The following is a 25,100-nucleotide window of genomic DNA, read 5'->3' as shown; positions in this document are numbered from 1 at the left end:
CGACACGCGCCACGCGAGTCGCGGCACTGGAAGCGAGTTTAGGTTGCTGTGTGCGGCTCAACAATATCTCTATACTTGCATGACGTATTGAATTGAATTCACAAATGGCGAATTCCCGACTGCCGCGCGCGGGCCTTGCCGAACTGACCGCCTTCATCACGATCGCCGAGCAGCGCAGCTTCAGCGCCGCCGCGCGCGTGCTCGGGCTGTCGCCGTCGGCGTTGAGTCACGCAATGCGCAACATGGAGTCGCGCCTCGACGTGCGGCTCTTCAATCGCACCACGCGTTCGGTCGCGTTGACGGAAGCTGGCGAGCAATTGCTACGGCGCGTGCGTCCGGCGCTGGCGGATCTCGACGACGCGGTCGGGGAAGTCACGGCCGCGCGCAACCGGCCGTCGGGCACGATCCGCATCAGCGCTTCGGAGGCGTCCGCGAAACAGCTCGTACGGCATGTGCTGCCCGATTTCTTCGCGCGCTATCCGGAGATTCACGTCGAGTTCGTGGTCGATTCGAGGCTCGTCGATATCGTCGCCGAAGGATTCGATGCGGGCATCCGCGTGCTCGAGGACGTGCCGCGCGACATGATCGCGGTCCGCTTCGGGCGCGACATGCGTCTGGTGGCGGCCGCGTCGCCCGAGTATCTCGCGCGTTATCCCGCCCCCAAGGCGCCGCACGATCTGATGCGGCACCGTTGCATTCGCTTTCGCTTTGAAAGCGGCACGCTGTGTCGCTGGGACCTCACGCATCGCGGCAAGAGCGCGAGCATCGACGTCGATGGACCGATGACGCTCGGCAATGTGAACCTGATGGTCGAAGCGGCGCTGGCCGGCATCGGCGTCGCCTGGGTGCCGCTCGACCATGTGGCCGAACACGTCGCGAGCGGCCGGCTCGTGCAGTTGCTGCCGGAGTGGAGCCCGACCTTCGCGGGCTTGTGCCTGTACTACCCGGCCAACCGTCATCCGCCGACCGCGCTGCGTTTGTTCGCCGAAGCAGTGCGCGCTTGGGGCGAGCGGCAGTTGAGCGATGAGCGGAACAAGGACCCGCGTCATCCCGTGAAACGAGTCGGTGCGCGAAATCAAAAGCCCGAAACAAACTGAAACACGCACGTTAAGCGCTTTACGGAATAAGACGGCAAACTTGGGCGTTTGCCTGATACCGGCAGCGTCGATTTTCAAACATCTTTCGCGCCTTTCATCGCCTTCGTGAACGGAACCCCTATGAACACCCAAGCGAACTCCCTGGCCGATTCGACCGATGCGACTTACCCGCCGCGTTACACGCGCACCGCGATGACATTGCACTGGCTGATCGCGTTGCTGATGATCGTCAACGTCGTGCTCGCTCTGTCCGCTGATTCCCTGCCCGACGACTGGGTGCGTCCTGTGATCGACACGCACAAATCGATCGGCATCACGGTGCTCGGGCTCGCGGTGCTGCGCATTCTGTGGCGCCTGTCGCACAAGCCGCCGCCGTTGCCGCGCGAGTTTCCGTCGTGGGAAAAGATGGCCGCGCATCTCGCGCACTTCGCGCTGTATTTGCTGATGATTGCGTTGCCGCTGTCCGGCTGGCTGCACGATTCCGCGTGGAAGGGCGCAGCCACGCATCCGATGCAGTGGTTCGGCCTGTTCCAATGGCCGCGTATCGGCTATGTGATGCACCTCGACCCGACGCTGAAGGAGACATTGCACGATCGCTTCGGCGCGCTGCATACGTGGCTCGGCTATACGCTTTATGCGTTGCTGGCGATGCATATCGGCGGCGCGCTCAAGCATGAATGGCTCGATCGCAAATCGGTGTTGAAGCGCATGAAGCCGTAAAGCCGCGGCACGAACACGGTTTCATCAACCAACCGCCACCAGCTCCAACCTGAAATATTCGCTTTGAAGAAGACCCTCGAACAGGCACTCGCGGCCGCGTCACCACGCATCCTGCCGCGTCGCGCGACGCTTTGGAGCACGCTGATCCATTCCAGCGTCGTCGTGCTGTGGGCGCTGCTGTTCGCGCGCGCGTTCTTTCTGCGCGGTGCGCTTGCGTGGTCAACCGGGATTGCGTATGTCGTCTATGACACGTTGCTGCTCGCGTTCGTCACGTGGAAATCGTTGCCGCTCACGCGCCGCGCGGCGCCGCTCGAAGCCGACTACGAACGGCGCGAACTGCCGGGCATGGGTGTCATCGTCGCGTCGCATAACGAGGCCACCGTGTTGCCGGTGACGCTCGCCGCGCTGCTGAGGCAAACGCACGGCCCGGCGCAGATCGTGATCGCCGACGACGGCTCCACCGACGCTACTGCCGACTTGCTCACCCAACGCTTCGGCCTCACGCCCGCCGCCGAAGGCGTGCTGAGCGCGCCGAGTTCGCTGCATCCGAATCTGTTCTGGCTGCGCGTGCCGCACGGCGGCAAGGCGCGCGCGCTGAACGCCGCGATCACCGTGATGACGACCGACACCGTGATGACCGTCGACGCGGACACGCTGCTCGACGACGACGCCACCTACGCGATGCGCGCCGCGTTCGCGAGCGAACCGTCGCTCGTCGCAGCGGCGGGCATTCTCGTGCCGGTCTGCGGCAAGTCGCTGTCGGGCCGCGTGTTCCAGTGGTTCCAGACCTACGAGTACATGCGCAACTTCATCGCGCGTTTCGCGTGGATGCGCGCGGACAGCCTGCTGTTGATCTCGGGCGCATTCGCGTCGTTCCGCCGCGATGCGCTTGTCGCGGTCGGCGGCTTCGATCCGCAGTGTCTGGTCGAGGACTACGAGCTGATTCACCGGCTGCGCCGCTATTCGGTCGATCACGAGCTCGGCTGGGACGTGCGCGTGCTCGGCGAAGCGCATGCGCGCACCGATGCGCCCGACACCCTCGCAAGCTTTCTGCGCCAGCGTCGCCGCTGGTTCGCGGGCTTCCTGCAGACGCAGTACTGGAACCGCGACATGACCGGCAATCCGCGCTACGGCACGCTCGGCATGCTGATGCTGCCGATCAAGGCGGTCGACACGATGCAGCCGATCTACGGCCTCACGGCATTCGCATTGCTACTCGGTTTTCTATTCGGCGGACATGGCGCGATCGTCGTGTCGATCTTCAGCGTGATCGGTCTGAAAACGGCGATCGATCTGGCGTTTTACCTTTGGAGCATCCATTTGTACCGGCGCTGGACCGGCGAGCGCAGCGGCAACAGCCTCGGCATGGCGATGCTCGCGGCCGTCGCCGAGCCGTTCACGTTCCAGCTCGCGCGTCATCTGGGTGCCGCGCTCGGCTGGCTGCACTTTTTGCGCGGCGGCCGCGCATGGGGCGTGCAACGGCGCACCGGGCTCGTCGCTCGCGACGACGATTGAGCACGTCGATGGACAGCTCATAACCCAGGTCAATGTTTCTGTAGGGCGGGTGTGGTAAAGGTAGATCCTTCACGCCGATGCGGCCGATGCGCAATGTGTGCTGCGACGCATCGCGCATGCCCGCCACAGTGCCATGCGGCGGCTGCATCAAGTAGACTGGTAAAGATGCCGCACTGCCATGCAGCGCGGCAACCTTCTATCCGCTCGTGCACGGAGGCTTGACCTATGCATGCAGTTCCCCCGCTAGAACAGGAACAGGAAATCGCCGGCGCCGCGCTTGCCGCCGCGCCTGCTCAAGCCACTCACGACGCGCCGGTGCGTGATCTGCGCCGCGTCGCCATTCATCCCGATTACTGGTACCCGCTCGCGTGGTCGCATGAAGTGAAGCGCGGCAAGACGCTCGGCGTGACCTTCGCCGGCGATCCGATCGTGCTCGCGCGCACCGAGAGCGGCAAGGTGTTCGCGCTCGAAGATCGCTGTGCGCATCGGCAGGTGCCGCTGCATCAGGGCGTGGTCGACGGCGAATCGATTCGCTGCGGCTATCACGGCTGGACCTACGACTGTTCGGGCACCTGCATCGATGTGCCCTACCTCGGCCGCGAGCGTCTGCCGAACGGCGTGCGTTCGTATCCGTGTCAGGAAGTGGAGGGACTGATCTTCGTGTTTCCCGGCGATGCCGCGCTCGCCGAGGAACGGCCGCTGCCGGGCTTTTGCTCGGTGTCGGACCCGAAGTACAAGACGCGCCGCTTCGGCCGTCCGGTCAAGTGTCATTATTCGTTCATGCACGAGAACCTGATGGACATGAATCACCAGTTCCTGCATCGGCGCCAGATGGGGCAGATGCGCGCGCGTTCGCTCGGGCGGCGGCGCGGTGAGGGCTGGGTCGAGATCGACTATACGTTCGCGCGGATGGCGGGCCAGCAGCCGATTGGCGAAGCGATGGTGTTCGGCGAGAGGCGCAAGACCGGTGGCTTCAACCATAAAGACGTGATGACGATCCGCACCGAATACCCATACCAGACCCTGCAGATCCGCAACGACGACAAGACGCTGGTGATGGACCTGTGGATCGTCTATGTGCCGCTCGATCGCGAGCAGCGCACCAACCGAACCTTCGGGCTGCTGTCCATCCGCAAGCCCGGCATTCCGGGTGTGATGAATCTTGCATGGCCGCTGCTGGTGTGGTTCACCGAGCGTATTTTCAAGGAGGATCGCGAGATCGTCGAAGCGGAGCAGCGCGCCCACGATTCGCAGGGAGCCGACTGGAATCACGAGGTGTTCCCGGTCATCAACGACCTGCGCGCGCTGCTGCGCGAGTGCGGCGCGCCGGACCAGGTGGTCGGCGCGGGCACTGGCGATACCTCGGTGATCCGCTTCTGGGATTCGCGTCACGGCAATCCGCTCGCGAAGACCTGAACGCAGCGCGGCGCGGGTGTGTTCACCGGCGCCGCGCAACCCGTCCCGCCACGGCTTTCTCCCTCGCTGGGAATTAATCCATCTCCGCACGGTAGACAATGCGCGGCGTGCAAGCGGCGATAATGTCGCACGGTACTGTTATTGCTCGCGAGTTTGCGCCAATCGACATTCGTCGCGTCCGCACCCGTGTACCATTGCGCTTTTTCCAAACTTCAAGACTCACTCGTGACCACGCAACAAACCCCCGCCGCCTCGCGTAAATCCCTCACTCTGCTGCAACTGCTTGGCCTGATCGGCGCCGCCGGCCTGATCGCGTCGTACGCGCTGAACCTGCTGATACAGGCGCACTGAAGCAGCGCCCGCGTCGCGCGGGCAGCCTTACGCCGGCGCGCGTCGCCGGCTTTCTCGAGTTTCCGATTGCCATGTACAAAAAGGACGTAGCCGTAGAAATCCAGTTTTCCCCCGAGCGGCTCAACGATGGCGCCGGCGATCCGTACTGGATCGATCTGACCCACGACGAAGCGCAGCGCCTGCTCGACAGCTTGCAGGCGCGGCTCGCGGGAACCGGTAGCGGCATGGTCGCGCCGCTCGTCGTGAGCCTCGATCCGACGGCGCGCACGAACGCGGCGGATGCCGCCGCGTCCGCTAAGCCCGATGCGCCGTCGGCCGCGAACGCCGCCACGGCCGAGGAGTTCAAGCAATGGGTCTGCGTGATCTGCGGCTGGGTCTACGACGAAGCCGCCGGCGTGCCGGAAGAGGGCATCGCGCCGGGCACGCGCTGGGCCGATGTGCCGGCCGACTGGCGCTGCCCGCTGTGCGATGTGGGCAAGGACGATTTTGCGCTGGTGGAGTTTTAAGGCACGCGCCGAGGCTCGCCTGACAAACCTGCTCTACGCCGTCCGTTCCGGATAGTCCGCGCCCTCGGTCGTCGCTCGCCATGTGTCGAAATCGCCGCGCATGAAATCGAGCTTCTTGTACGCGAGATCGAGCGCGGCCTTGCCGAGCAGCAGACGCAGCGGCGGCGTGTCCGACAACGCCGCATCGATGATCGCCTGCGCGGCGCGCACCGGGTCGCCAGCCTGCTTGCCGCTGCGCGCTTCGGTCTGCTTGCGGCGCTCGCCGGCGGTCGACGCGTAGTCGTCGATCAGCGTCGCCGACTGCTTGATCGACGGCCCCGCCCAGTTGGTGCGGAACGGCCCCGGCTCGACGATCAGCACGCCGATGCCGAGCGGCTTCACTTCCAGCGCGAGCGATTCCGACAGCCCCTCGACCGCGTACTTGGTCGCATGATAAAAGCCGGTCGCCGCGAAACTCGTAATGCCGCCGATCGACGACACGTTGACGATCAAACCGCTGCGCTGCTCGCGCATGATCGGCAGCACGGCCTTCGTGATGTCGATGAGACCGAACACGTTGGTCTCGAACATCGCGCGGACTTCGCTGTCGTCGCCTTCCTCGATCGCGGCCAGATAACCGTAGCCCGCGTTGTTGACGAGCGCGTCGATACGGCCGAAATGGCGCTTCGCCTGCGCGACCACGGTTTCGATCTGCGCGCGATTGGTCACGTCGAGCGGCAGCACCAGCGCGCGCTCGCCGTGCCCCTGGGCAATGTCCTTCACTTTCGATGCATCGCGCGCGGTGACGACCGCGCGCCAGCCGCGTTCGAGCACGAGCTTCGCGAGCTCGCGGCCGAAGCCGGTGGAACAGCCTGTGATAAGCCAGACGGGATTGTCTCGATTCATCATGTGGAACACTCCTGTTGAGGGTCTATGACGTGAGGACTCGAAAACGGCGCGCCGATGCGGCGCGAACGCGCGGCGCGTCGGTAATCGGTATGCGGGTGATGTCAGCTTGAAGCGTGCCCGGTTGGCGCGGCGGACGGTTCGGGCGGTGGCCCCGCGCGAGCGCGCGTGCTGCTGCGCGGATTCGCCGGGGGATGACGACGGGTGCCGCCGTGACTGCTATGACTGCGAGGACCGCGTGGGGCTGGTGTGACGTTTCAATTGTAGTCGCAGCGCGGCGGCTTCGCTTTGCAGCGCGCCGACGAACGCGTCCGCGAGCGGATGCGCGGGCCGGTGCTCGGGACGGATCACGCCGACGCGAAACGGCAGCGATAACGCGAGCGGCCGGATATGCAGATTGCGGCCCGCGAAATCGAGCGCGGTCAGCGGATTGACGATCGCGATGCCGAGCCCTTGCCGCACGAAGCTGCACACCGATACCGCGGTCGGCGTTTCGATCAGCAGGCGGCGCGCGATGCCAGCCCGCGCGAACGCTTCGTCGATCTGCAGCCGGTACGGATCGTTGGCAGACAGGCTGATGAACGCCTGATCGGCGAAGTCTTTCAACGCGATCACGCGTTTCGCGAGCAGCGGGTGAGCGTCGGGCAGCACGCACACTTCATCGACGGCGATCAGCGGCGTGAGCCGCGTGCCGGGCGGCGGCGCGTCGTGCTCGGTGAGGCCGAGGTCGTAGCGCTGCGCGGTCAGCCATTCTTCGAGAAACGGCGACTCCTGCGTCGCGATCGATACGCTGACACCCGGCTGCGCATCGTGAAAGCGTTTGACGGCGCCCGGCAGGATCGAATGCGAAAACACCGGCAGCGCGATCACGGACAGCTGGCCGCCCTTGAATTCGCGCAGCGCGGCCGCCGTCGACGCGACGCGCTCGAGCCCGACATACGCGCGCTGAATCTCGTCGAACAGCGTCAGCGCGGATTGCGTTGGACGCAGCCGGCCCTGCGCGCGCTCGAACAATGCGAAGCCGATGCTCTGTTCCATGCGCGCCAGTTCGCGGCTCACAGTGGGCTGCGACGTGAACAGCATCTCGGCTGCCTTGGTGACGCTGCCGCCTGTCATCAGCGCGCGGAAGATTTCGATGTGCCGGTGCGTGAGCGCCATTGTGGTTCGGGGTATATCAGAAGTGAATAGATCAGCGATAGATTGGTATTTTACTGAATGATCGCCGCGGCTCATCATGTCGGCTAACGCTTTCGCAAAGCTTCGACATGCAACCGACCGTGACGCCATTCAACCCCCATCAACTCGCCGATCTCGCGCGCCAGCACGGCACGCCGCTATGGGTGTACGACGCCGACGCGATCCGCCGGCGCATCGGGCAGTTGCGCAGCTTCGACACGATCCGCTACGCGCAGAAGGCCTGTTCGAACGTGCACATCCTGAAGCTGATGCGCGACGAAGGCGTGATGGTCGATGCAGTCTCTTCAGGCGAACTGACACGCAGTTTTGCGGCGGGCTTTGCGACTCAACCTAGGTCGCACGACGCACCCGAAGGCGTGGTATTTACCGCCGACGTGCTCGACCACGCGACGCTAGCCACCGTGCTCGACGAGCGGATCACGGTCAACGCCGGCTCGCTCGACATGCTCGAACGGTTCGGACGACATGCGAGCGAAGGCCATCGCGTGTGGCTGCGGATCAATCCCGGCTTCGGTCACGGCCACAGCAGCAAGACCAACACCGGCGGCGAGCACAGCAAGCACGGCATCTGGCGCGACGACCTGCCACGCGCGCTCGAACTGGTGCGGCGCTATCGGCTGAAGCTCGTCGGGCTGCACATGCATATCGGCTCCGGTGTCGATTACGCGCATCTCGCGAAAGTTTGCGACGCGATGGTCGATGCAGTGTCGCAACTCGATCAGGATATCGAGGCGATTTCCGCGGGTGGTGGTTTGTCGGTACAGTATCGCGATGGCGAGCCGAGCGTCGATACCGCGCATTATTTCCGGCTGTGGGACGATGCGCGGCGGCGCATCGAAGCACAGGTCGGGCATCGTGTGCGGCTCGAAATCGAACCGGGGCGCTTTCTGGTCGCGCAGGCAGGCGTGCTGGTCGCCGAAGTGCACGCGCTGAACCGGCGGCCGTCGCGGCAATTCGCGCTGCTCGACGCGGGCTTCAATGACCTCGTGCGGCCGTCGTTCTACGGCAGTCATCACGAGATCAGCGTGCTTCGGCGCGACGGCACGCCGAGCGATGCACCGGTCGGATCGTTCAGCGTGGCGGGGCCGTTGTGCGAGGCCGGCGACGTGTTTACGCAGGCGGAAGGCGGTGTCGTGACGAGCCGCTCGATGCCCGCGCCTCAAGTGGGCGACCTGCTCGTGTTTCACGATGCGGGCGCGTACGGCGCGTCGATGTCATCGAACTACAACAGCCGGCCGCTTGCTCCCGAGGTGCTGATCGAGCGCGGCAATGCGCGGCTGATCCGGCGCAGACAACGCATCGAAGAATTGATCGCGCTCGAAGAAACGGCGGGTTGAAGTTCAAGGCTCAACGCGCCCGCACCGTGCGCGTGTACGACGCGATCATCGTCGCGAACTCCTGCGCGGCTGGCGTCAGTGGAATCGCCGCGCGTTGCAGCAGACAGACGTTTTGCTGCAACGCGCGCTCGCGCACCGGGATCGTCGTCAGCATGTCCGCGAACGGCCCGCGCTTCGTGATGACCGACGATTCGAGCGACAGGCAATCGGTCGCGCCTACCAGATGCAACGTCTCGTATAAGCCCTCGACGGTCGCGACGATCTTCGGCGGCGGCAAACCGTGGCTGTCGAACAGATGACTCAAGCGGTTGACGTGCGGCTCCTCGGTCAGATTCGGCGAGCGCGTCGTCACCCACGTGCAATCGACGAGCTCGGCGAGCGACTTCGCGCCCGCCTTCGGATGACCGCGCCGGCACACGATCACCGGGTCGGACGGATAGAGCGGCGTGACCGACAGATCGGCGGTATCGGTCTGCTTCGAGACGAGCGCGACCGCGAAATCCAACGTGCCTTCACGGATCCACGAAATCATCATGCGCGACGTGCCCGTGCGCAGATGCACGGCGACGCGCTCGAAGCGCGCACGAAACTCCATCAGCACCGGCGCGAACGCGTCGACGAGCGGCTCGGTCGTCATGCCGAACGTGACCTCGCCCACGTAGTCGCCGCGCAACTGACGCACGTCCTCCTCGGCCCGCTCGCATTCACCGAGGATCGCGCCGGCCCGCTGGAGCAGCCGCTGGCCTAGCGCGGTCAGCGCAATGCCGCGATTGGTACGCGTGAACAACGTCGCGCCGAGCATCGATTCGAGGTTCTGCAACTGCTGCGTGATGCCGCTTTGCGCAATGCCGAGCGCGCGCGACGCCGCGCGGATGCTGCCATGCTCGGCGACCGCCGTGAACGCGCGCAACTGCGAAATCGTCAATGCCATTGGCGTCAGGGACTGTGATCGGTAAAAGTGATCATGATAGTCCGAACGGGACTTCTTTGAGGCGCGGCGGCAGCTTACGATCGCGCTTTCCTGATCCGCTCCCGTCGCCGTCCATGAAAACTTCGCTGATGACTCTTTGCGCCGCGCTGGCTTTCAGCAGCGGTGCGTTCGCCGCTGACGCCAACACGTTGCGCCTCGGCATCGACCCGACCTATCCGCCGATGGACTCGAAGGCCCCCGACGGCAGTCTGAAGGGCTTCGACGTCGATCTCGGCAACGAGATTTGCCGGCGCATCCACGCGCATTGTCAGTGGGTCGAACTCGAGTTTTCGGGCATGATTCCGGCGCTGCAGGCACGCAAGATCGACGCGGTGCTGTCGTCGATGGCGATCACCGAAAAGCGCGAGCAGCAGATCCTGTTTTCGTCGAAGCTGTTCCAGTTCAAGTCGCGGCTGATCGCGCGGCAAGGCTCATCGCTCGCGCCTACGGCGAGCGGACTTGCCGGCAAGCAGATCGGCGTGCAGTCGGGCACGCAGTTCGAGGGCTACGCGCTGAAGAACTGGACGCCGCTCGGCGCGAACGTGGTCGCCTACAAGAGCCAGGACGAGGTGTTCGCCGATCTGCGCAACGGCAGGCTCGACGGCGCGTTGCTCGGCACCGTCGAGGCCGACTACGGCTTCCTGCGTACGCCGGCGGGCAAGGGCTTCGCGTTTGTCGGCGAGCCGCTTTCGATGGGCGATCGCGGCGTCGGTATCGGCTTGCGCAAGGATGAAACCGAAGTGCAGGCATCGATCAACGCAGCGATCGCGTCGATGCGCCAGGACGGCACCTATGCGCAGATTGCGAAGAAGTACTTCGACTTCGATCCGTACGGCAATTGATCCAGGTTTCCAACTTTTCTTCACGGCTTTCCCTTCATGAACAGGCAATCGATTCCGCTTCTGTCGCCGGCTATCGGCACGCACCGCGAGCTGGTGTCGTTTCATTTCGGCCCGGCCAATAGCGGGCAGAAGATCTACATCCAGGCGTCGCTGCATGCCGACGAAACGCCGTCGATGCTGACCACGGTGCTGTTGAAGCGGAGATTGCTGGACCTCGAACAGGCCGGCGCGCTGAATGCGGAAATCGTGCTCGTGCCGGTGTCGAATCCGGTCGGGCTCAGTCAATACGTGCTCGGTCAGTTCGTCGGCCGCTTCGATCTCGGCAGCGGCAAGAACTTCAACCGGCATTTCGTGCAGTTCACGAAGCTCGTCGAGGATGCAAAGGAGGCGCTGGGAGCCGACGCGAACGCGAACCGCCGCATCGTGCGCGCACTGCTCACGGCCGAACTCGCGCAACAGAAGCCGCTGACCGAATTCGAGTCGCTGCAACTGGCGCTGCTGAAGCTGTCATGCGACGCGGACGTCGTGATCGATCTGCATTGCTCGCTCGAAGCGGCGATGCATGTGTACACGAGCGAGGCCGCGTGGGCCGAGTTCGAGCCGCTGTCGCGCTACCTCGGCGCCGAGGCCTCGTTGCTCGCGACGGATTCGGGCGGCGGCGCGTTCGACGAAACCCACAGCCTGCTGTGGTGGAAGTTGCAGCAGCAGATGCCGGCGAGCAAGCCGGTGCCGACCGGGTCGATCGCGGTGACGGTCGAATGCCGCGGCCAGCGCGACGTGTCTTACGAAGTCGCGCAGCAGGATGCCGACGCGCTCGTCGACTATCTGGTGTGGCGCGGTGCGATTCGCGGTGAGGCCAAGCCGTTGCCGCCGCTTCTGTCGCCGGCGACGCCGCTCGCGGGCAGCGAGCAGTTCTATGCGCCGGTAAGCGGGATTCTCGTGCACCGCGCGAAGATCGGCGACACGATCCGCGTCGGCCAGCCGCTGTTCGATATCGTCGATCCGCTGACTGACGAGACGACCACGATCGCGAGCCAGACCGAAGGGGTGCTGTATATGCGACGCGCGATCCGTTTCGTGACGGCCGGGGCGCCGCTCGGTCGCGTGAGCGGCACGCGGCCGATCAGAACGGGCGTGTTGCTGGGCGCCTGATCGATTGACAGAGGGCCCGCGCTCCTCGTCGCACCGCCTGCGCGCCGGCGGCACGAGTTACGACGCATCGCGTGCCGCTATGCCGGACTCGGCATCCAGGACCGCGTCAACGCCTCGCGCGACGGCGCTCACATGCGCCGCAGCCGCGTTGCCGTGAAGTTGGATGGCGCGATCCGACGCGGCCATTCCGCGTCTCGCCGACTGTGCGGATTTAATCTCTTTCAGCCGCGAAAAAGCCCAAGCCCGCGCCCGGACAAAGGTCGATACTCGTCGTCATACTCAACGTGTGTCGGCGCGGCCGGCTTTTTGAAGGAGACGGATAAAGTGAGCAAGGCTATCCAATGGAGCGGGGTGTTTCCCGCCGTCAGCACCCAGTTCAAGCCGGATTTCTCGCTCGACATCGACGCGACGCACCGCGTGGTCAGCAATCTCGTCAAGGACGGCGTGTCGGGTCTGGTGGTCTGCGGCACGGTCGGCGAAAACACTTCGCTGAGCACGTCGGAAAAGCTGCAGGTGATCGAGGCAGCGCGCGACGCGTCCGGCGGCAAGGTGCCGGTCGTCGCGGGCGTCGCCGAGTTCACGACCGAGTTCGCACGGCAGACGGTGCGTGAAGCCGCGCGTGTCGGCGTCGACGGTGTGATGGTGATGCCGGCGCTCGTCTATTCCGCGAAGCCGCACGAAACCGCCGCGCATTTCCGCTCGGTCGCGACCAGCACCGACCTGCCGGTGATGATCTACAACAACCCGCCGATCTACAAGAACGACGTGACGCCGGACGTGCTGATCGCGCTGCAGGACTGCGAGAACATCGTCTGCTTCAAGGATTCGTCGGGCGATACGCGGCGCTTCATCGATCTGCGCAACGCGGTGGGCGACCGCTTCGTACTGTTCGCCGGCCTCGACGACGTGGTGGTCGAAAGCATCGCGGTGGGTGCGGAAGGCTGGGTGTCGGGCATGTCGAACGCGTTCCCGAAGGAAGGCGAGACCCTGTTTCGCCTCGCCACCCAAAAGCGTTTCGATGAGGCGTTGGCGCTGTATAGCTGGTTCATGCCGCTGTTGCACCTCGACGCGCGCCCCGACCTCGTGCAATGCATCAAGCTATGCGAGGAACTGCTCGGGCGCGGCAGCGCCGTCACGCGTCCGCCGCGCCTCGCGCTGCAAGGCGATACGCTCGCCGAAGTCAAAGAAATCGTCGCAAAGGCGCTCGCTACGCGTCCGACGCTGCCGGACGTTGGTCTTTAAGAACGCCTGAAAGACATCGGCATCCTGTCCGCCTAGGAGGGGAACAGGATGCCGAACCCAACCGCGAGCGCAGACATCAACTCGCCGTCAGCACCGGCGCAACCGCAGCCGGATCACTGATACTCGGCCGGCCGTTCTCGACGTGACCGGCAAAGCGGCGCGAGAAGCGTGCGTCGTCGCTGCTCGTCACCGTCAGGTCGTACCAGTGATGGCTCGACGTAAGCACCCAGCCTTCTTCGATACGCGCATTGGCGGGCACGACCACGGTGCGCGGCCGCGCGCCGTATGCGTTGTCGATCACCGTCAGATGCGCGATGCCACCACTGCTGTTGGTGAACTTCAGGAACACGTTGCCATTCGCGACGTCGTATCGCGCGGTCACTTCAGGCTGAGCCGGCTTGTCGTTGCCGTGTCCGTTCTGCGCACTCGCCCGCGTGTGGCCCGCGAACTTGCGCACGAAGCCGTTCGGGCCGAACACGTCGAACGCATACACGCCGTTCGTCGCGCTCAGGTCGAACGTATCGCTGAGCGACTTGCCCGCTTCGACCGTGTAGCGCCACGGACCGTCGGTGCGATTCGTCGCGTACACGCAGAAGTGAGCGCCCTGCTCGCCGGTATTGCCGAGCGTGATTTCGAACGTGTTCTTGCCCACGTTCGCCGCGCCGTTCGCATGCAGTTCGTACGGCAACGCGCGCGCGAAGCGGATGCCCGCTTCCTGCGCTTCGATCGGAGTCGACGTCGTCGGCACGGTCGGCTTCGGTTGCGTCCTGCACTGGTTGTCGGCCATGTCCAGGTAGCTTTTGGTATCCGGCAGCGTCGGCATCTTCGAATCCGGCGTGCGGAAGTCGAACGCGGTGCTCAGGTCGCCGCACACCGCGCGACGCCATGCCGTGATGTTCGGCTCATGCACGCCGAAGCGCGTTTCGATGAAGCGGATCACCGACGTGTGATCGAACACTTGCGAGCATACGAAGCCGCCCTTGGTCCACGGCGACACGATCGTCATCGGCACGCGCGGTCCGAGTCCGTACGGACAGCCGTCGGCGCTGTAGCTGCCGCCGCGCAGCGGATTGACGACGTCGTGGATCTCGCCGTCGGTCGTCACCGTCGACTTGCCCTGCGCGGACTTCGTCGGCGGTTGCGGCGGCACGAGGTGATCGAAGAAACCGTCGTTCTCGTCGTACATGATGAAGAGCACGGTCTTGCTCCACATTTCGGGGTTCGACGTCAGCGCGTCGAGAATCTGCGACGTGTATTCGGCGCCGTACGCGGGCGTGTAGCGCGGATGCTCCGAATACGCGGCCGGCGGGCACAGCCACGAGACCTGCGGCAGCCGGTTCGCGAGCACGTCGGCCTTCAGGTCGTCGATCGTGCGCACGGTTTGCGCGCGCTCGTGGAGCGGCGAACCCGGCCGCGCGTTGATGAAGTTCGTGAAGTTCTGCAGGATGTTGGTGCCGTAGTTGCCGTACAGCGGATCGAAGCCCGTCGTGCCCTGTTGATAGACCTGCCATGAAATGCCCGCTGCCTGCAGACGCTCCGGATACGTGGTCCATGACAGCAACTGATAGTTCGGCGGACGATCGCCGTCCGCCCAATCGTTGTTGTCGAGCAGCGGGCCGCCCAGCGTGCCGCTTGGGTCGACCATGCCGGTCATCAGATACGCGCGGTTAGGGTGCGTCGGGCCCGGCAGCGAGCAGAAGTACGCATCGCAGATCGTGAACGCGTCGGCGAGCGCGTAGTGGAACGGGATGTCGCTACGCAGGTGGTAGCCCATCGTCATGTCGGTCTTGTTGGCAGGCCACTGGTCGTGGCGGCCGCCGTCGATCGCGGATTGGGTCTTGGACCACGTGTGATCGAGTTCGCCGACGCACTGCGCGCTCGTCGTCGCGGTGTTCAGATGGAACGGCAGCACCGGCCTCGCCGGGTCTTCCTTCGACGGCTGATTCCACACCGGCAGGCCGCTCGGCAGCGGGATCGGGAAGCGGTCGTTATAGCCGCGCACGCCGCGCAAATGACCGAAGTAGTGGTCGAACGAGCGGTTCTCCTGCATGAACACGACGATGTGCTCGACATCGCGAATCGTGCCGGTGCGCGAAAACGCGGGCACTGCCAGCGCGTTGCGGATCGACTCGGGCAATGCGGTCATCGCGGCGGCGGCGCCCGCGGATGAAGCCACGGTTTGCAGGAAACGGCGACGGCTAGTTGATGTCATCGAATATCACCTTCTGCGTAAAGGAAGAATAGCGGGTGAACGTGCCGTTGGGGTGTTTCGCTGTCGGTGACGCGTTGCTCTTGCCGATCAGTTGCGGGCTAGTCGTCGGTTGATCGAAAGAAAACGGAAAGTATTGGGAAGATCAATGTTCATTGCGCTGCCATCTGCGCTATGTTTGCTGCATTACGATTCGCGTATGAGCACGATTCAATGACTCGCATCGATCCACCCATCGACATCTCGCGACTCGAAGACGAATGGCTCGAAGCCGACGGCTTCGGCGGCTTTGCGTCAGGCACGGTCGGTATGTTGCGCACGCGCCGCTACCATGCGCTGCTGCTAGCCGCGACGCGCGCGCCGGGCGGACGCATGGTGCTCGTCAACGGCATCGAGGCGTGGGTCGAGGCGGGCGGCGAGCGCTTCCCGTTGACCATGCAACGCTATGGGCCTGACCTGATCTATCCGGATCTGCGCGGCAACCTGCTCGGTTTCGATACCGCGCCTTGGCCGACTTGGCGCGTTCAACTCGATACGCATACTGCGATGATCGCCGACGTGTTCGTCAGCAAAGCGACGTGCGAAACGGTATTGCGCTGGCGGCTCGAAGGCGGCGAACTCGATGCGCCCGTGCTGAAGGTCAGACCGCTGTTGTCGGGCCGCGATTATCACGCGCTGCATCACGAGAATCCGACCTTCGACTTCGGCGCGCAGGTCAGCGCCGATCAATCGTGCGCGAGCTGGCGGCCTTATGGCGGACTGCCGGTCGTGCGGGCGGCGACGAACGGCACCTATACGCATGCGCCCGATTGGTATCGCAACTTCTGCTACGTGCGCGAGCAGGAGCGCGGTCTCGATTGCAGCGAAGACCTCGCGGCGCCCGGCGTGTTCAGCTTCGATCTCGCCGAGGGCGAAGCGGTGATGATTCTGAGTGCAGCGAGCACTGCCGCCACCCAGAGCATCAACGACAATCCCCGGACCACCGCCCGCGCCTCCGAACTCGCCGACACCGAACGACAACGTCGGGCCGCACTCGGCTCGCGCCTGCAACGCTCGGCCGACGCCTATGTCGTCACGCGCAACGAAGGCCGCACGATCCTCGCAGGCTTTCCGTGGTTCACCGACTGGGGCCGCGACACCTTCATCGCGATGCGCGGCCTGCTGATCGCGTCGAACCGTCTCGACGACGCCGAAGCGATCCTGCTCGAATGGTCGGGCACGTTGTCCGACGGCATGCTGCCGAACCGCTTCCCCGACTACGGCGACGCGCCCGAATACAACTCGGTCGATGCGTCGCTATGGTTCATCGTCGCCGTTCACGACTATCTGGCTACGCCCCATGCAAGCGCGCGGACGCGCGCGCATCTGCAGCAAGCCGCCGAAACGATCCTGACCGGCTACACGAACGGCACGCGCTTTAACATCGGCTGCTGTCCCGACGACGGTCTGCTGCGCGCCGGCATCCCCGGCGTGCAACTGACGTGGATGGACGCGAAAGTCGGCGACTGGATCGTCACGCCGCGCATCGGCAAGCCGGTCGAAGTGCAGGCGCTATGGATCAATGCGCTGCGAATCGCGTCGGCATGGAACCCTCAGTGGCGGCAGGCTGCCGAGCGCGCGGCGCTCGCATTTCACCGGCGCTTCGTCGATCCGGCCACGCAGACGCTGTTCGATAACGTCGACGTCGATCATGTGCCGGGCACGGTCGACCGCTCGATCCGGCCGAACCAGATCTTCGCGATCGGTGGCCTGCCGTTTCCGCTGCTCGAAGGCGCGGCGGCGCGCGCGGTGGTGGCGCAGGTCGAAGCGCAATTGCTGACGCCGCTCGGCCTGCGCTCGCTCGCGCCTTCCGATCCGGCCTATCGTGGCCACTACGGCGGCGCGCCGCTCGAACGCGACGGCGCTTATCATCAGGGCACCGTGTGGGTTTGGCTGATCGGCCCGTTCGTCGATGCGTGGCTGCGAGTGAATGGCGCAAGCGCCACGAATCTCACACAGGCGAGGAGGCGTTTTCTCGCCCCGCTGTACGCGCATCTCGATCACGCGGGCCTCGACCACCTGTCCGAGATCGCCGACGGCGACGCGCCGTACGCGCCCGCCGGCACGCCGTTCCAGGCATGGTCGCTCGGTGAAATGCTGCGCGTCGAAAGTCTGCTTGCCCGATTCGAGCGCGACGGGGCGTAAACCGCGCTACGATGTTGGGTCCTACCGCCAGGCTTGTTGCAAGGACGTTCTCATGCCACCGCTGCGCGCTGCCAATCTGCTTGCCACGATCGAAGGTTCCCGGCTGCATTCGCCCGAATGCGGCCACTGGCAGCGTTGGGGGCCGTATCTGAGCGAGCGCCAGTGGGGCACGGTGCGCGAGGATTACAGCGCGAACGGCACCGCCTGGGACTCGTTTCCGCACGACCATGCGCGCAGCCGCGCCTACCGTTGGGGCGAAGACGGCATCGCCGGGTTCGGCGACGACCGGCTCAGCTGGTGCGTATCGCTCGCGCTGTGGAACCGCAAGGACCCGATCATCAAGGAGCGCCTGTTCGGCCTGACCAACGCGCAGGGCAATCACGGCGAGGACGTGAAGGAGCTGTACTTCTATCTGGACGGCACGCCCACGCACTCCTACATGCGCATGCTGTACAAGTACCCGCATGCGGCTTATCCGTACCAGAACCTGATCGACGAAAACGCGCGCCGCGGCGGCGACATGCCGGAGTACGAAGTACTCGATACCGGCGTGTTCGACGATCTGGGCTATTTCGATGTGCAGGTCGAATACGCGAAGCACACGCCCGACGACATCGTGATGCGCGTGACGATCGAAAATCGCGCGGACGAGGCGGCGTCGCTCGATGTGCTGCCGCAGATCTGGGCGCGCAACTCGTGGTCGTGGAAGGAGAACAAGGACAAGCCGAAGCTCGTCGCCGGCACCGACCACGACGGCGCGGTGCGTCTGCTTGGCCATCATCATGTGCATGAACCGATCGTCGTGACCGCGTGGTCGAAGGACGCACCGCAACTCGCGTGGCTGTTCTGCGAGAACGACACCAACGTGAAGCGGCTGTTCGGCATGGACGGCGCGGGCCCGTTCAAGGACGGCTTCAACGATTACCTCGTGCACGGCGACGCGAACGCGATTCGTCGCGACGCGGGTACCAAGGCCGCCGCACATGCACCGCTGGAACTCGGGCCGCATGGACGCGCGGTCGTGTATCTGCGCTGGCGCCCGCAAGCGGCGAGCGATGAAGCGCCATTCGATGCCGACGCGTTGATCGCGCGCCGCCTCGCCGAGGCCGACGAATTCTATGGCGCATTGCAGCACGAGATCACCGACCCCGATGCGCGCCTCGTGCAACGTCAGGCGCTCGCCGGCATGCTGTGGTCGAAGCAGTACTACCAGTACGACGTGCAACGCTGGCTCGACGGCGACCCGCTGCAGCCGAGCCCGCCCGCCGCGCGCAAGCAGGGCCGCAACAGGGACTGGCGACATCTGTGCAATGCGGACATCGTGTCGATGCCGGACAAGTGGGAGTACCCGTGGTATGCGTCGTGGGACCTCGCGTTTCACGCGGCCGCGTTCGCGCTGATCGATCCGGCGTTCGCGAAGAAGCAGTTGCTGCTGCTCGTTAAGGACCGCTATCAGCACCCGAACGGTCAGTTGCCGGCTTACGAATGGGCACTCAGCGATGCAAACCCGCCTGTCCATGCGTGGGCCGCATGGCGCGTGTACGAGATCGATCGCGCGCTGACCGGCAAGGCGGACCGTGATTTTCTGGAACTCGTGTTTCACAAGCTGCTGCTGAATTTCTCGTGGTGGGTGAACCGCAAGGACGCCGACGGCCACAATATTTTTCAGGGCGGTTTTCTCGGTCTCGACAACGTCGGCATCTTCGACCGCTCATCGCCGCTGCCGACCGGCGGCCACATCGACCAGGCCGACGGCACCGCGTGGATGGCCGCGTATGCGCTCGACCTGATGCGTATCGCGCTCGAACTCGCCTACGCGAATCACGTGTTCGTCGATATCGGCGTGAAGTTCTTCGAGCACTTCCTGTACATCGCGGAAGCGGTCAGTTGCGACGACGGCTGCGACACGGGCCTGTGGGACAGCGCGGATGAATTCTTCTACGACAAGCTGCGCTTGCCGGACGGCAGCAACATGCCGATGCGCGTTCGCTCGATCGTCGGATTGATACCGCTGTTCGCCGTGCACGTGCTCGAAGAGCGTTTGCATGGCGGCTTGCCGGGCTTGCGCGAGCGCCTCGTATGGTTTCTCGAGCATCGGCCCGATCTCGCGAAGCTGGTGTCGCGCTGGAACGAGCCCGGCAAGGGCAACGCGCTGCTGCTGTCGCTGCTGCGCGGGCATCGGATGAAGGCGCTGCTACGGCGCGCGCTCGACGAAAGCGAATTTCTTTCCGATCACGGCGTGCGCGCGTTGTCGCGTTGCCATCGCGACCATCCGTTCGTGTTCGAACACAACGGCAACAGCTTCTGTGTGAAGTATCTGCCGGCCGAATCCGATACCCGTGTGTTCGGCGGCAATTCGAACTGGCGCGGGCCGGTGTGGATGCCGGTCAACTATCTGCTGATCGAATCGCTGTACGAGTTTCATCGTTACTACGGGGATGATTTCCGCGTCGAGTATCCGACCGGGTCGGGCCAAAAGTTCTCGTTGAGCGAAATCGGCGACGAACTCGCGCGCCGCGCGACCACGCTGTTCCTGAAGGACAAGAACGGCGAGCGGCCGGTGATGGGCGCGTATCCGCTGTTGCAGGCGGACCCGCGTTCGCAGGATCTGATCCTGTTCCACGAGTATTTTCATGGCGACAACGGTCGTGGCGTCGGGGCTTCGCATCAGACCGGCTGGACCGGGCTCGTCGCGTTGCTGTTGCAGCCGCGCGCGATGGCGGCATCGGGCAACGTGCCGCTGGCGGGGGAACCGGCGCCGGCGCCCGCGCCGATTCCGGTGAATGAACCGGTACCGTCGCTCGCGGCCGCGACGACGAAGTAAGCACGCCGCGCGCTCGCGCGCGAAGGCGATTGAACTGTGCGGCAGCGCGCGTGGTCTTTCATGTATCGCCACGTTCGTTCTCTCGGCTTTCCAAGTTCCAGGTGAATTTCATGTCGACTACACCGAACTCTTCCGCCTCTTCCGATCAACCCAACGCAACGCCCGCCTCGAGCTGCAAGCTCATTTCGAACCGATACGACACGCTGTCGTCGCCGGCCGGCAAGAAGCCCGCGCCGCCGTGCACGCTCGTGATCTTCGGCGCGGGGGGCGATCTGACCAAACGTCTGTTGATGCCGGCGCTTTACAACCTCTCGGTCGATGGCCTGCTCGATGACAGCATGAAGATCATCGGCGTCAATCACGGTGAGCGCGAAACGCGCGAATGGTGCGACGAACTGCATACGTCGCTGCAGAAATTCGCCGCCGACAAAGCCAGCACCTTCCACGCCGGCAAGCTCGACGACAACGCGTGGAGCTGGGTCGCGCAGCGCCTCGAATACATGGCGGGCGAGTTCGAATCCGACGACACGTTCGCGAAGCTGAAACAGAAACTCGATCAGTCGAAAGTCGGCAACGTGATTTTTTACCTCGCGGTCGGCGCGCGTTTTTTCAAACCGATCGCCGAGCGGCTCGGCAAAGCCGGCCTGCTGAAGGAAGGCGACGGCGCGAACGGCGGCTTTCGGCGTCTCGTGATCGAGAAGCCGTTCGGCACCGATCTCGCATCGGCGCGCGATCTGAACGCGCACATCCTGTCGTATGCGCGGGAGTCGCAGGTATACCGCATCGATCATTTTCTCGGCAAGGACACCGTGCAGAGCATTCTCGCGGTGCGCTTCGCGAATGCGATGTTCGAGCCGGTCTGGCGGCGCGAGTACATCGACTGCGTGCAGATTACTGCGGCGGAAACGATCGGCGTCGAAGGGCGCGGCAGATTCTACGAGCAGACCGGCGCGTTTCGCGACATGGTGCCGAACCATCTGTTTCAGCTGCTCGGCATCGTGGCGATGGAGCCGCCGAATTCGTTCGACGCCGAAGCCGTCCGCGACAAGAAGGTCGAGCTGTTCGACGCAATCCAGCCGCTCAAGCCCGACGACGTCGTGTTCGGCCAGTACGAAAAAGGGTCCGCCGGTGTGGGCTATCGCGAGGAGCCCGACGTCGCGCCCGGCAGCACGACCGAAACCTACGCGGCGGCGCGCGTGTTCGTCGAGAACTGGCGCTGGGCCGGCGTGCCGTTCTATCTGCGTACCGGCAAGCGGCTCTCAGTGCGCCGCACCGAAATTTCGGTGCAGTTGAAGCCGGTGCCGTTCCGCCTGTTCCGCGACACGCCGGTCAACGCATTGACGCCGAACGTGCTGACGTTGCGCATCGATCCCGAGCACGGCTCGAGTTTCGATTTCAACGTGAAGGCGCCGGGCCCGGTGATGCAGGTCGGTGCGGTGCAGTCGTCATTCAACTATGGCGACTTCTTCGACGAGCGCGCGAACGTCGGATACGAGACGCTGCTATACGACTGCATGCTAGGCGACGCGACGTTGTTCCAGCGCGCCGATGGCATCGAGACGGCCTGGTGTGCGGTCGACGACGTGCTGCATCCGAAGAGTGGCGGTGCTCTGCCCGTGCACGGTTATGCGGCAGGCAGCGACGGGCCGGCCGAAGCCGACGCGCTGCTCGCGCGCGATGTCCACGCGTGGCGGCCGTTGCAGCAGAAAGCGCCCGGTCGCAAGTCGTAGCGGCACCTTTGAACCAACCCGCAGACACGCATCACAACCGCTTCACCACAACCGGGAGACATCGTGGCGACACGCAACAAGAACGCAGTGAAACGGAATGCGCCGAAAAGCGGCAGCGAGCACATCCTCGCGATCGACGTCGGCGGCACCGGCCTGAAGGCCGCGATCATCGACGCCAACGGGCAGATGAAAACCGAGCGCGTGCGCGTTGCGACGCCGCATCCGTGCACGCCGGATCAACTGGTTGACGCGCTCGCGCAACTCGTGGCTCCGCTCATCGAGCAGGTGCAGCCCGCTTGTATCTCGATCGGCTTTCCGGGTGTCGTGCGTAATAACCGCATTCTGACCGCGCCGCATTTCGGCATCGAAGGCTGGCACGACATCGCGCTCGCGGATCCGCTCGCGCGGCGCCTGGGCGGTTTGCCGGTGCGAATGATCAACGATGCCGAGATGCAGGGCTTCGCGGCAATCGAAGGCCACGGCCTCGAATTCGTGCTGACGCTCGGCACCGGCGCCGGCACCGCGATGTTTCGCGATGGCGAGCTGATGCCGCATCTGGAGCTCGCGCATCATCCGGTCAGCAAGAAGGGTGTCGCGTACGACGAATACATCGGCGAGGCCGCGCGCGAGCAGGTCGGCAACAAGCGTTGGAGCCGGCGTGTCGAGAAGGTGATCGGCATTCTCGAGTCACTGGTCAATTACGACAAGCTGTGGATCGGCGGCGGCAACGCGGCGCGCATCAAGTTCAAGCTGCCGGCGAACGTGGCGACCGTATCGAACGACGCGGGGATCGAGGGCGGCGCGAAATTGTGGCATCCGCTGTCGGTGCGCGAGACGCGGCAGTATCCGGAGGCGACGGAGAAGACGGGGCGGTTTAAGCCGAAGTGAGGGGGTGGGCGGTTGCTGCTTGATGGGCTTCTCAGCGCTGCCGCGCTCCTTCCAAGGCCCCCAGTAACCTTCCCAAACCCAGAGACTCTCAATGACTCGCATTCAACTGAACATCGCGCGGCACCTCCTCTCCGCTGTCGCGTGCGCGCTGCTCGCTTACGCGAGCGCACATGCCTACGCGGCACCGTCCTTCGCAGTGTCGTCACCGGGACTGGCCGATGGCGGCACGCTCAACGCGAGCCACGCGGCGAGCGCGAACAACTGCGGCGGCGGCAACGTGTCGCCCGCATTGCAATGGCATAACGCGCCGGCCGGCGCAAAGAGTTTCGCGGTGACGATCTTCGATCCCGACGGCGCGAAAGGCCTCGGCGTCGTGCACTGGATCGTGTACGGCATCGCACCGGGTACGACCGGACTCGCCGAGGGCGAAGCCGCGCCGGCGGGCAGCGTCGCCGGCACGAATCGCACAGGCGGCCCCGGCTATTACGGCCCGTGTCCGGCAGTCGGCGATGTGCCGCATCACTACGTCGCGCAGGTCTATGCGCTCGATCTGCCGCCCGACGCATTGCCGGCCGGCTTGACGCGCGATGCGTTCCTCGCCGCGATCAAGGATCACGTGCTCGCCGCGACGAGCACCGTGCTGCGCTACGGACGATGAAGTCGCGCGGCCGAACACCGGGCCGCGCTTGATCTGCAGAAGGGCGCTTAGCGCGCCGCATCCCCCCATCGATACTGCACGCTCGCGTCATCGAGCTGAGTCTTGATTGCGTCGTCGAGCGTGAACTCGGCCGCCGAGAGCGTATCGCTCAACTGCTCGGCGCGACTCGCACCAATGATCGCCGACGTGATCAGCGGATTCGCGAGCACCCACGCAAGCGATACCTTCGCCAACGATTCGCCGGTCGGCGCGGCGATCGCCTTCAGTCTTTCGATCGTGTCGAATTCGCGCTCGTGCCAGTAGCGCTGTTGATACATCGCGCCAGCCTTGCCGACGCTTTCAGTGAAGCGCCCCTCGGTGGGCGTCGCATCGAGCCGATGCTTGCCCGTCAGCAGTCCGCCCGCGAGCGGGTTATACGGCATCACGGCTAGCTGCTCCTCGGCGGCCAGCGGCAGCAGCTCGCGCTCGATCTGGCGAAACAGCAGGTTGTAGCGCGGCTGGACCGACACGAAGCGCGCGACGCGCAGCACGTCCGCGCGTCCCAAAGCTCGCGCGAGCCGGTACGCAAGAAAGTTCGATACGCCGATATAGCGCGCCTTGCCCGAGCGCACGATCGTATCGAGTGCTTCGAGCGTCTCGTCGAGCGGGGTTTTCGCGTCGTCGGAATGGAGCTGGTACAGGTCGACGTAGTCGGTGCCGAGGCGCTGCAAGGACGCATCGATCGCATCGAGCAGGTGTTTGCGCGACGCGCCCTGATCCCACGCGGCGGGCCCCATCTTGCCGACCGCCTTGGTCGCGACGATGAAGCGCTCGCGCTTGCCCTTCAACCAGCGTCCGACGATTTCCTCGGTGCGTCCGGACAGGTCTTCGCCGGCGCCGAGCGGGTAGACGTTCGCGGTATCGATGAAATTGACGCCGGCGTCCGCGGCCGTGTCGAGGATGCGGTGCGATGCGGCTTCTTCGGTTTGCAGGCCGAAAGTCATGGTGCCGAGACACAGGCGCGAAACGGTCAGGCCGGTGCGGCCGAATTGGCGATATTGCATGAGGTCGACTCCAGAGGGGACGAAAGCGTTTGCCGGAAGGGTGGGACTTTCATGTTGTATGCGGTGTTGTAAAAAGGATAAACGGACTCGCGATTCGATGTGCACGACCGCCGCGATAGGATGTTATTTAAATGAAAGAAATCGCGTAAGGTTGAATTGGCTCTCGAGTGCGTCATTGATAAGCCTTTTGCAAGCATAGAATTACAAACAGTAATGAATCTGCGTAAGTAGCGCCCTTACGTTTACGTATTGCTTTCGAAAAGTAAAAAACAGAAACAAATCGATTACGCGAAGTAATGTACCCCGCGATTGATGCCTTCTTGTGCGTATGAAA

At 64.4% G+C, this 25,100-nt stretch carries 20 protein-coding genes; 15 read left to right on the top strand and 5 right to left on the bottom strand.

Annotation, left to right across the window (positions count from 1 at the left end):
• Positions 1-119 precede the first annotated feature (119 nt).
• The 6 genes from AB3X94_RS04550 (at position 120) to AB3X94_RS04525 (ending at position 5,605) form a co-directional block, all read left to right on the top strand.
• A complete protein-coding gene (locus AB3X94_RS04550; RefSeq protein ID WP_368611021.1) occupies positions 120-1,097 on the top strand; it encodes a LysR substrate-binding domain-containing protein in 978 nt (325 codons plus the stop codon).
• Between the two features lie 120 nt (positions 1,098-1,217).
• Positions 1,218-1,817 (top strand): cytochrome b, encoded by a 600-nt coding sequence (locus AB3X94_RS04545; protein ID WP_176107025.1) that lies wholly within the window; start codon positions 1,218-1,220, stop codon positions 1,815-1,817.
• Between the two features lie 63 nt (positions 1,818-1,880).
• Positions 1,881-3,332, top strand: coding sequence for a glycosyltransferase family 2 protein (locus AB3X94_RS04540; RefSeq protein ID WP_368610879.1), 1,452 nt, complete (start codon positions 1,881-1,883; stop codon positions 3,330-3,332).
• Positions 3,333-3,557: 225 nt separating this feature from the next.
• Positions 3,558-4,748 carry an aromatic ring-hydroxylating dioxygenase subunit alpha gene (locus tag AB3X94_RS04535; protein ID WP_176107023.1) on the top strand — a complete coding sequence of 397 codons (1,191 nt, stop codon included), beginning with the start codon at positions 3,558-3,560 and terminating at the stop codon, positions 4,746-4,748.
• Between the two features lie 225 nt (positions 4,749-4,973).
• On the top strand, positions 4,974-5,099 hold the full coding sequence (locus AB3X94_RS04530; protein ID WP_281374993.1) for a hypothetical protein: 126 nt from the start codon (positions 4,974-4,976) through the stop codon (positions 5,097-5,099).
• 71 nt (positions 5,100-5,170) lie between these two features.
• Positions 5,171-5,605, top strand: coding sequence for a rubredoxin (locus AB3X94_RS04525; protein ID WP_368610878.1), 435 nt, complete (start codon positions 5,171-5,173; stop codon positions 5,603-5,605).
• A 33-nt stretch (positions 5,606-5,638) separates the two neighbouring features.
• Here the strand turns inward: AB3X94_RS04525 and AB3X94_RS04520 are convergent, their stop codons facing one another.
• Both AB3X94_RS04520 and AB3X94_RS04515 read right to left on the bottom strand, forming a co-directional pair.
• A complete protein-coding gene (locus AB3X94_RS04520) occupies positions 5,639-6,493 on the bottom strand; it encodes an oxidoreductase (RefSeq protein ID WP_176107020.1) in 855 nt (284 codons plus the stop codon).
• 216 nt (positions 6,494-6,709) lie between these two features.
• Entirely contained in the window at positions 6,710-7,648 is a 939-nt protein-coding gene (locus AB3X94_RS04515; RefSeq protein ID WP_176107019.1) for a LysR family transcriptional regulator, read from the bottom strand.
• Between the two features lie 107 nt (positions 7,649-7,755).
• Between AB3X94_RS04515 and lysA the strand changes: the two genes are divergently transcribed.
• The gene (gene lysA, locus AB3X94_RS04510) at positions 7,756-9,024 is read left to right on the top strand and encodes a diaminopimelate decarboxylase (protein ID WP_368610877.1); all 1,269 of its coding nucleotides are present in this window, start codon (positions 7,756-7,758) and stop codon (positions 9,022-9,024) included.
• A 10-nt stretch (positions 9,025-9,034) separates the two neighbouring features.
• On the opposite strand, the gene AB3X94_RS04505 is transcribed toward lysA, so the two are convergent.
• A complete protein-coding gene (locus tag AB3X94_RS04505) occupies positions 9,035-9,955 on the bottom strand; it encodes a LysR substrate-binding domain-containing protein (RefSeq protein ID WP_368583390.1) in 921 nt (306 codons plus the stop codon).
• A gap of 113 nt (positions 9,956-10,068) precedes the next feature.
• Here AB3X94_RS04505 and AB3X94_RS04500 point away from each other — a divergent pair, with 113 nt between their 5' ends.
• From AB3X94_RS04500 to AB3X94_RS04490, 3 genes are all read left to right on the top strand, one after another.
• The gene (locus tag AB3X94_RS04500) at positions 10,069-10,836 is read left to right on the top strand and encodes a transporter substrate-binding domain-containing protein (RefSeq protein ID WP_176107017.1); all 768 of its coding nucleotides are present in this window, start codon (positions 10,069-10,071) and stop codon (positions 10,834-10,836) included.
• A gap of 36 nt (positions 10,837-10,872) precedes the next feature.
• Positions 10,873-11,988, top strand: a complete 1,116-nt coding sequence (locus tag AB3X94_RS04495; RefSeq protein WP_368610876.1) for a succinylglutamate desuccinylase/aspartoacylase family protein — start codon at positions 10,873-10,875, stop codon at positions 11,986-11,988.
• 324 nt (positions 11,989-12,312) lie between these two features.
• Positions 12,313-13,230 (top strand): dihydrodipicolinate synthase family protein, encoded by a 918-nt coding sequence (locus AB3X94_RS04490; RefSeq protein WP_368610875.1) that lies wholly within the window; start codon positions 12,313-12,315, stop codon positions 13,228-13,230.
• Positions 13,231-13,306: 76 nt separating this feature from the next.
• Here AB3X94_RS04490 and AB3X94_RS04485 read toward each other — a convergent pair whose 3' ends face one another.
• Complete coding sequence (locus AB3X94_RS04485; protein WP_176107014.1) at positions 13,307-15,442, bottom strand: phosphocholine-specific phospholipase C; 2,136 nt, start codon at positions 15,440-15,442, stop codon at positions 13,307-13,309.
• Positions 15,443-15,652: 210 nt separating this feature from the next.
• Here AB3X94_RS04485 and AB3X94_RS04480 point away from each other — a divergent pair, with 210 nt between their 5' ends.
• From AB3X94_RS04480 to AB3X94_RS04460, 5 genes are all read left to right on the top strand, one after another.
• Entirely contained in the window at positions 15,653-17,623 is a 1,971-nt protein-coding gene (locus tag AB3X94_RS04480; RefSeq protein WP_368610874.1) for an amylo-alpha-1,6-glucosidase, read from the top strand.
• 52 nt (positions 17,624-17,675) lie between these two features.
• Complete coding sequence (locus AB3X94_RS04475; protein WP_176107012.1) at positions 17,676-20,447, top strand: glucosidase; 2,772 nt, start codon at positions 17,676-17,678, stop codon at positions 20,445-20,447.
• Positions 20,448-20,557: 110 nt separating this feature from the next.
• Positions 20,558-22,177, top strand: coding sequence for a glucose-6-phosphate dehydrogenase (gene zwf, locus AB3X94_RS04470; protein WP_368610873.1), 1,620 nt, complete (start codon positions 20,558-20,560; stop codon positions 22,175-22,177).
• Positions 22,178-22,240: 63 nt separating this feature from the next.
• Positions 22,241-23,065 (top strand): ROK family protein, encoded by an 825-nt coding sequence (locus tag AB3X94_RS04465; protein WP_176107010.1) that lies wholly within the window; start codon positions 22,241-22,243, stop codon positions 23,063-23,065.
• 91 nt (positions 23,066-23,156) lie between these two features.
• Positions 23,157-23,723: a YbhB/YbcL family Raf kinase inhibitor-like protein gene (locus AB3X94_RS04460; RefSeq protein ID WP_368610872.1), complete on the top strand. Its 567-nt coding sequence runs from the start codon at positions 23,157-23,159 to the stop codon at positions 23,721-23,723.
• Positions 23,724-23,770: 47 nt separating this feature from the next.
• On the opposite strand, the gene AB3X94_RS04455 is transcribed toward AB3X94_RS04460, so the two are convergent.
• Positions 23,771-24,766 carry an aldo/keto reductase gene (locus AB3X94_RS04455; RefSeq protein ID WP_368610871.1) on the bottom strand — a complete coding sequence of 332 codons (996 nt, stop codon included), beginning with the start codon at positions 24,764-24,766 and terminating at the stop codon, positions 23,771-23,773.
• Between the last annotated feature and the right edge of the window lie 334 nt (positions 24,767-25,100).

It is taken from the genome of Paraburkholderia sp. BR10923 (assembly GCF_040948765.1).
Taxonomy (GTDB): domain Bacteria; phylum Pseudomonadota; class Gammaproteobacteria; order Burkholderiales; family Burkholderiaceae; genus Paraburkholderia; species Paraburkholderia youngii.
Note: the sequence above shows the minus strand (reverse complement) of the source record. Positions and strands in the feature narration are given on the sequence as shown.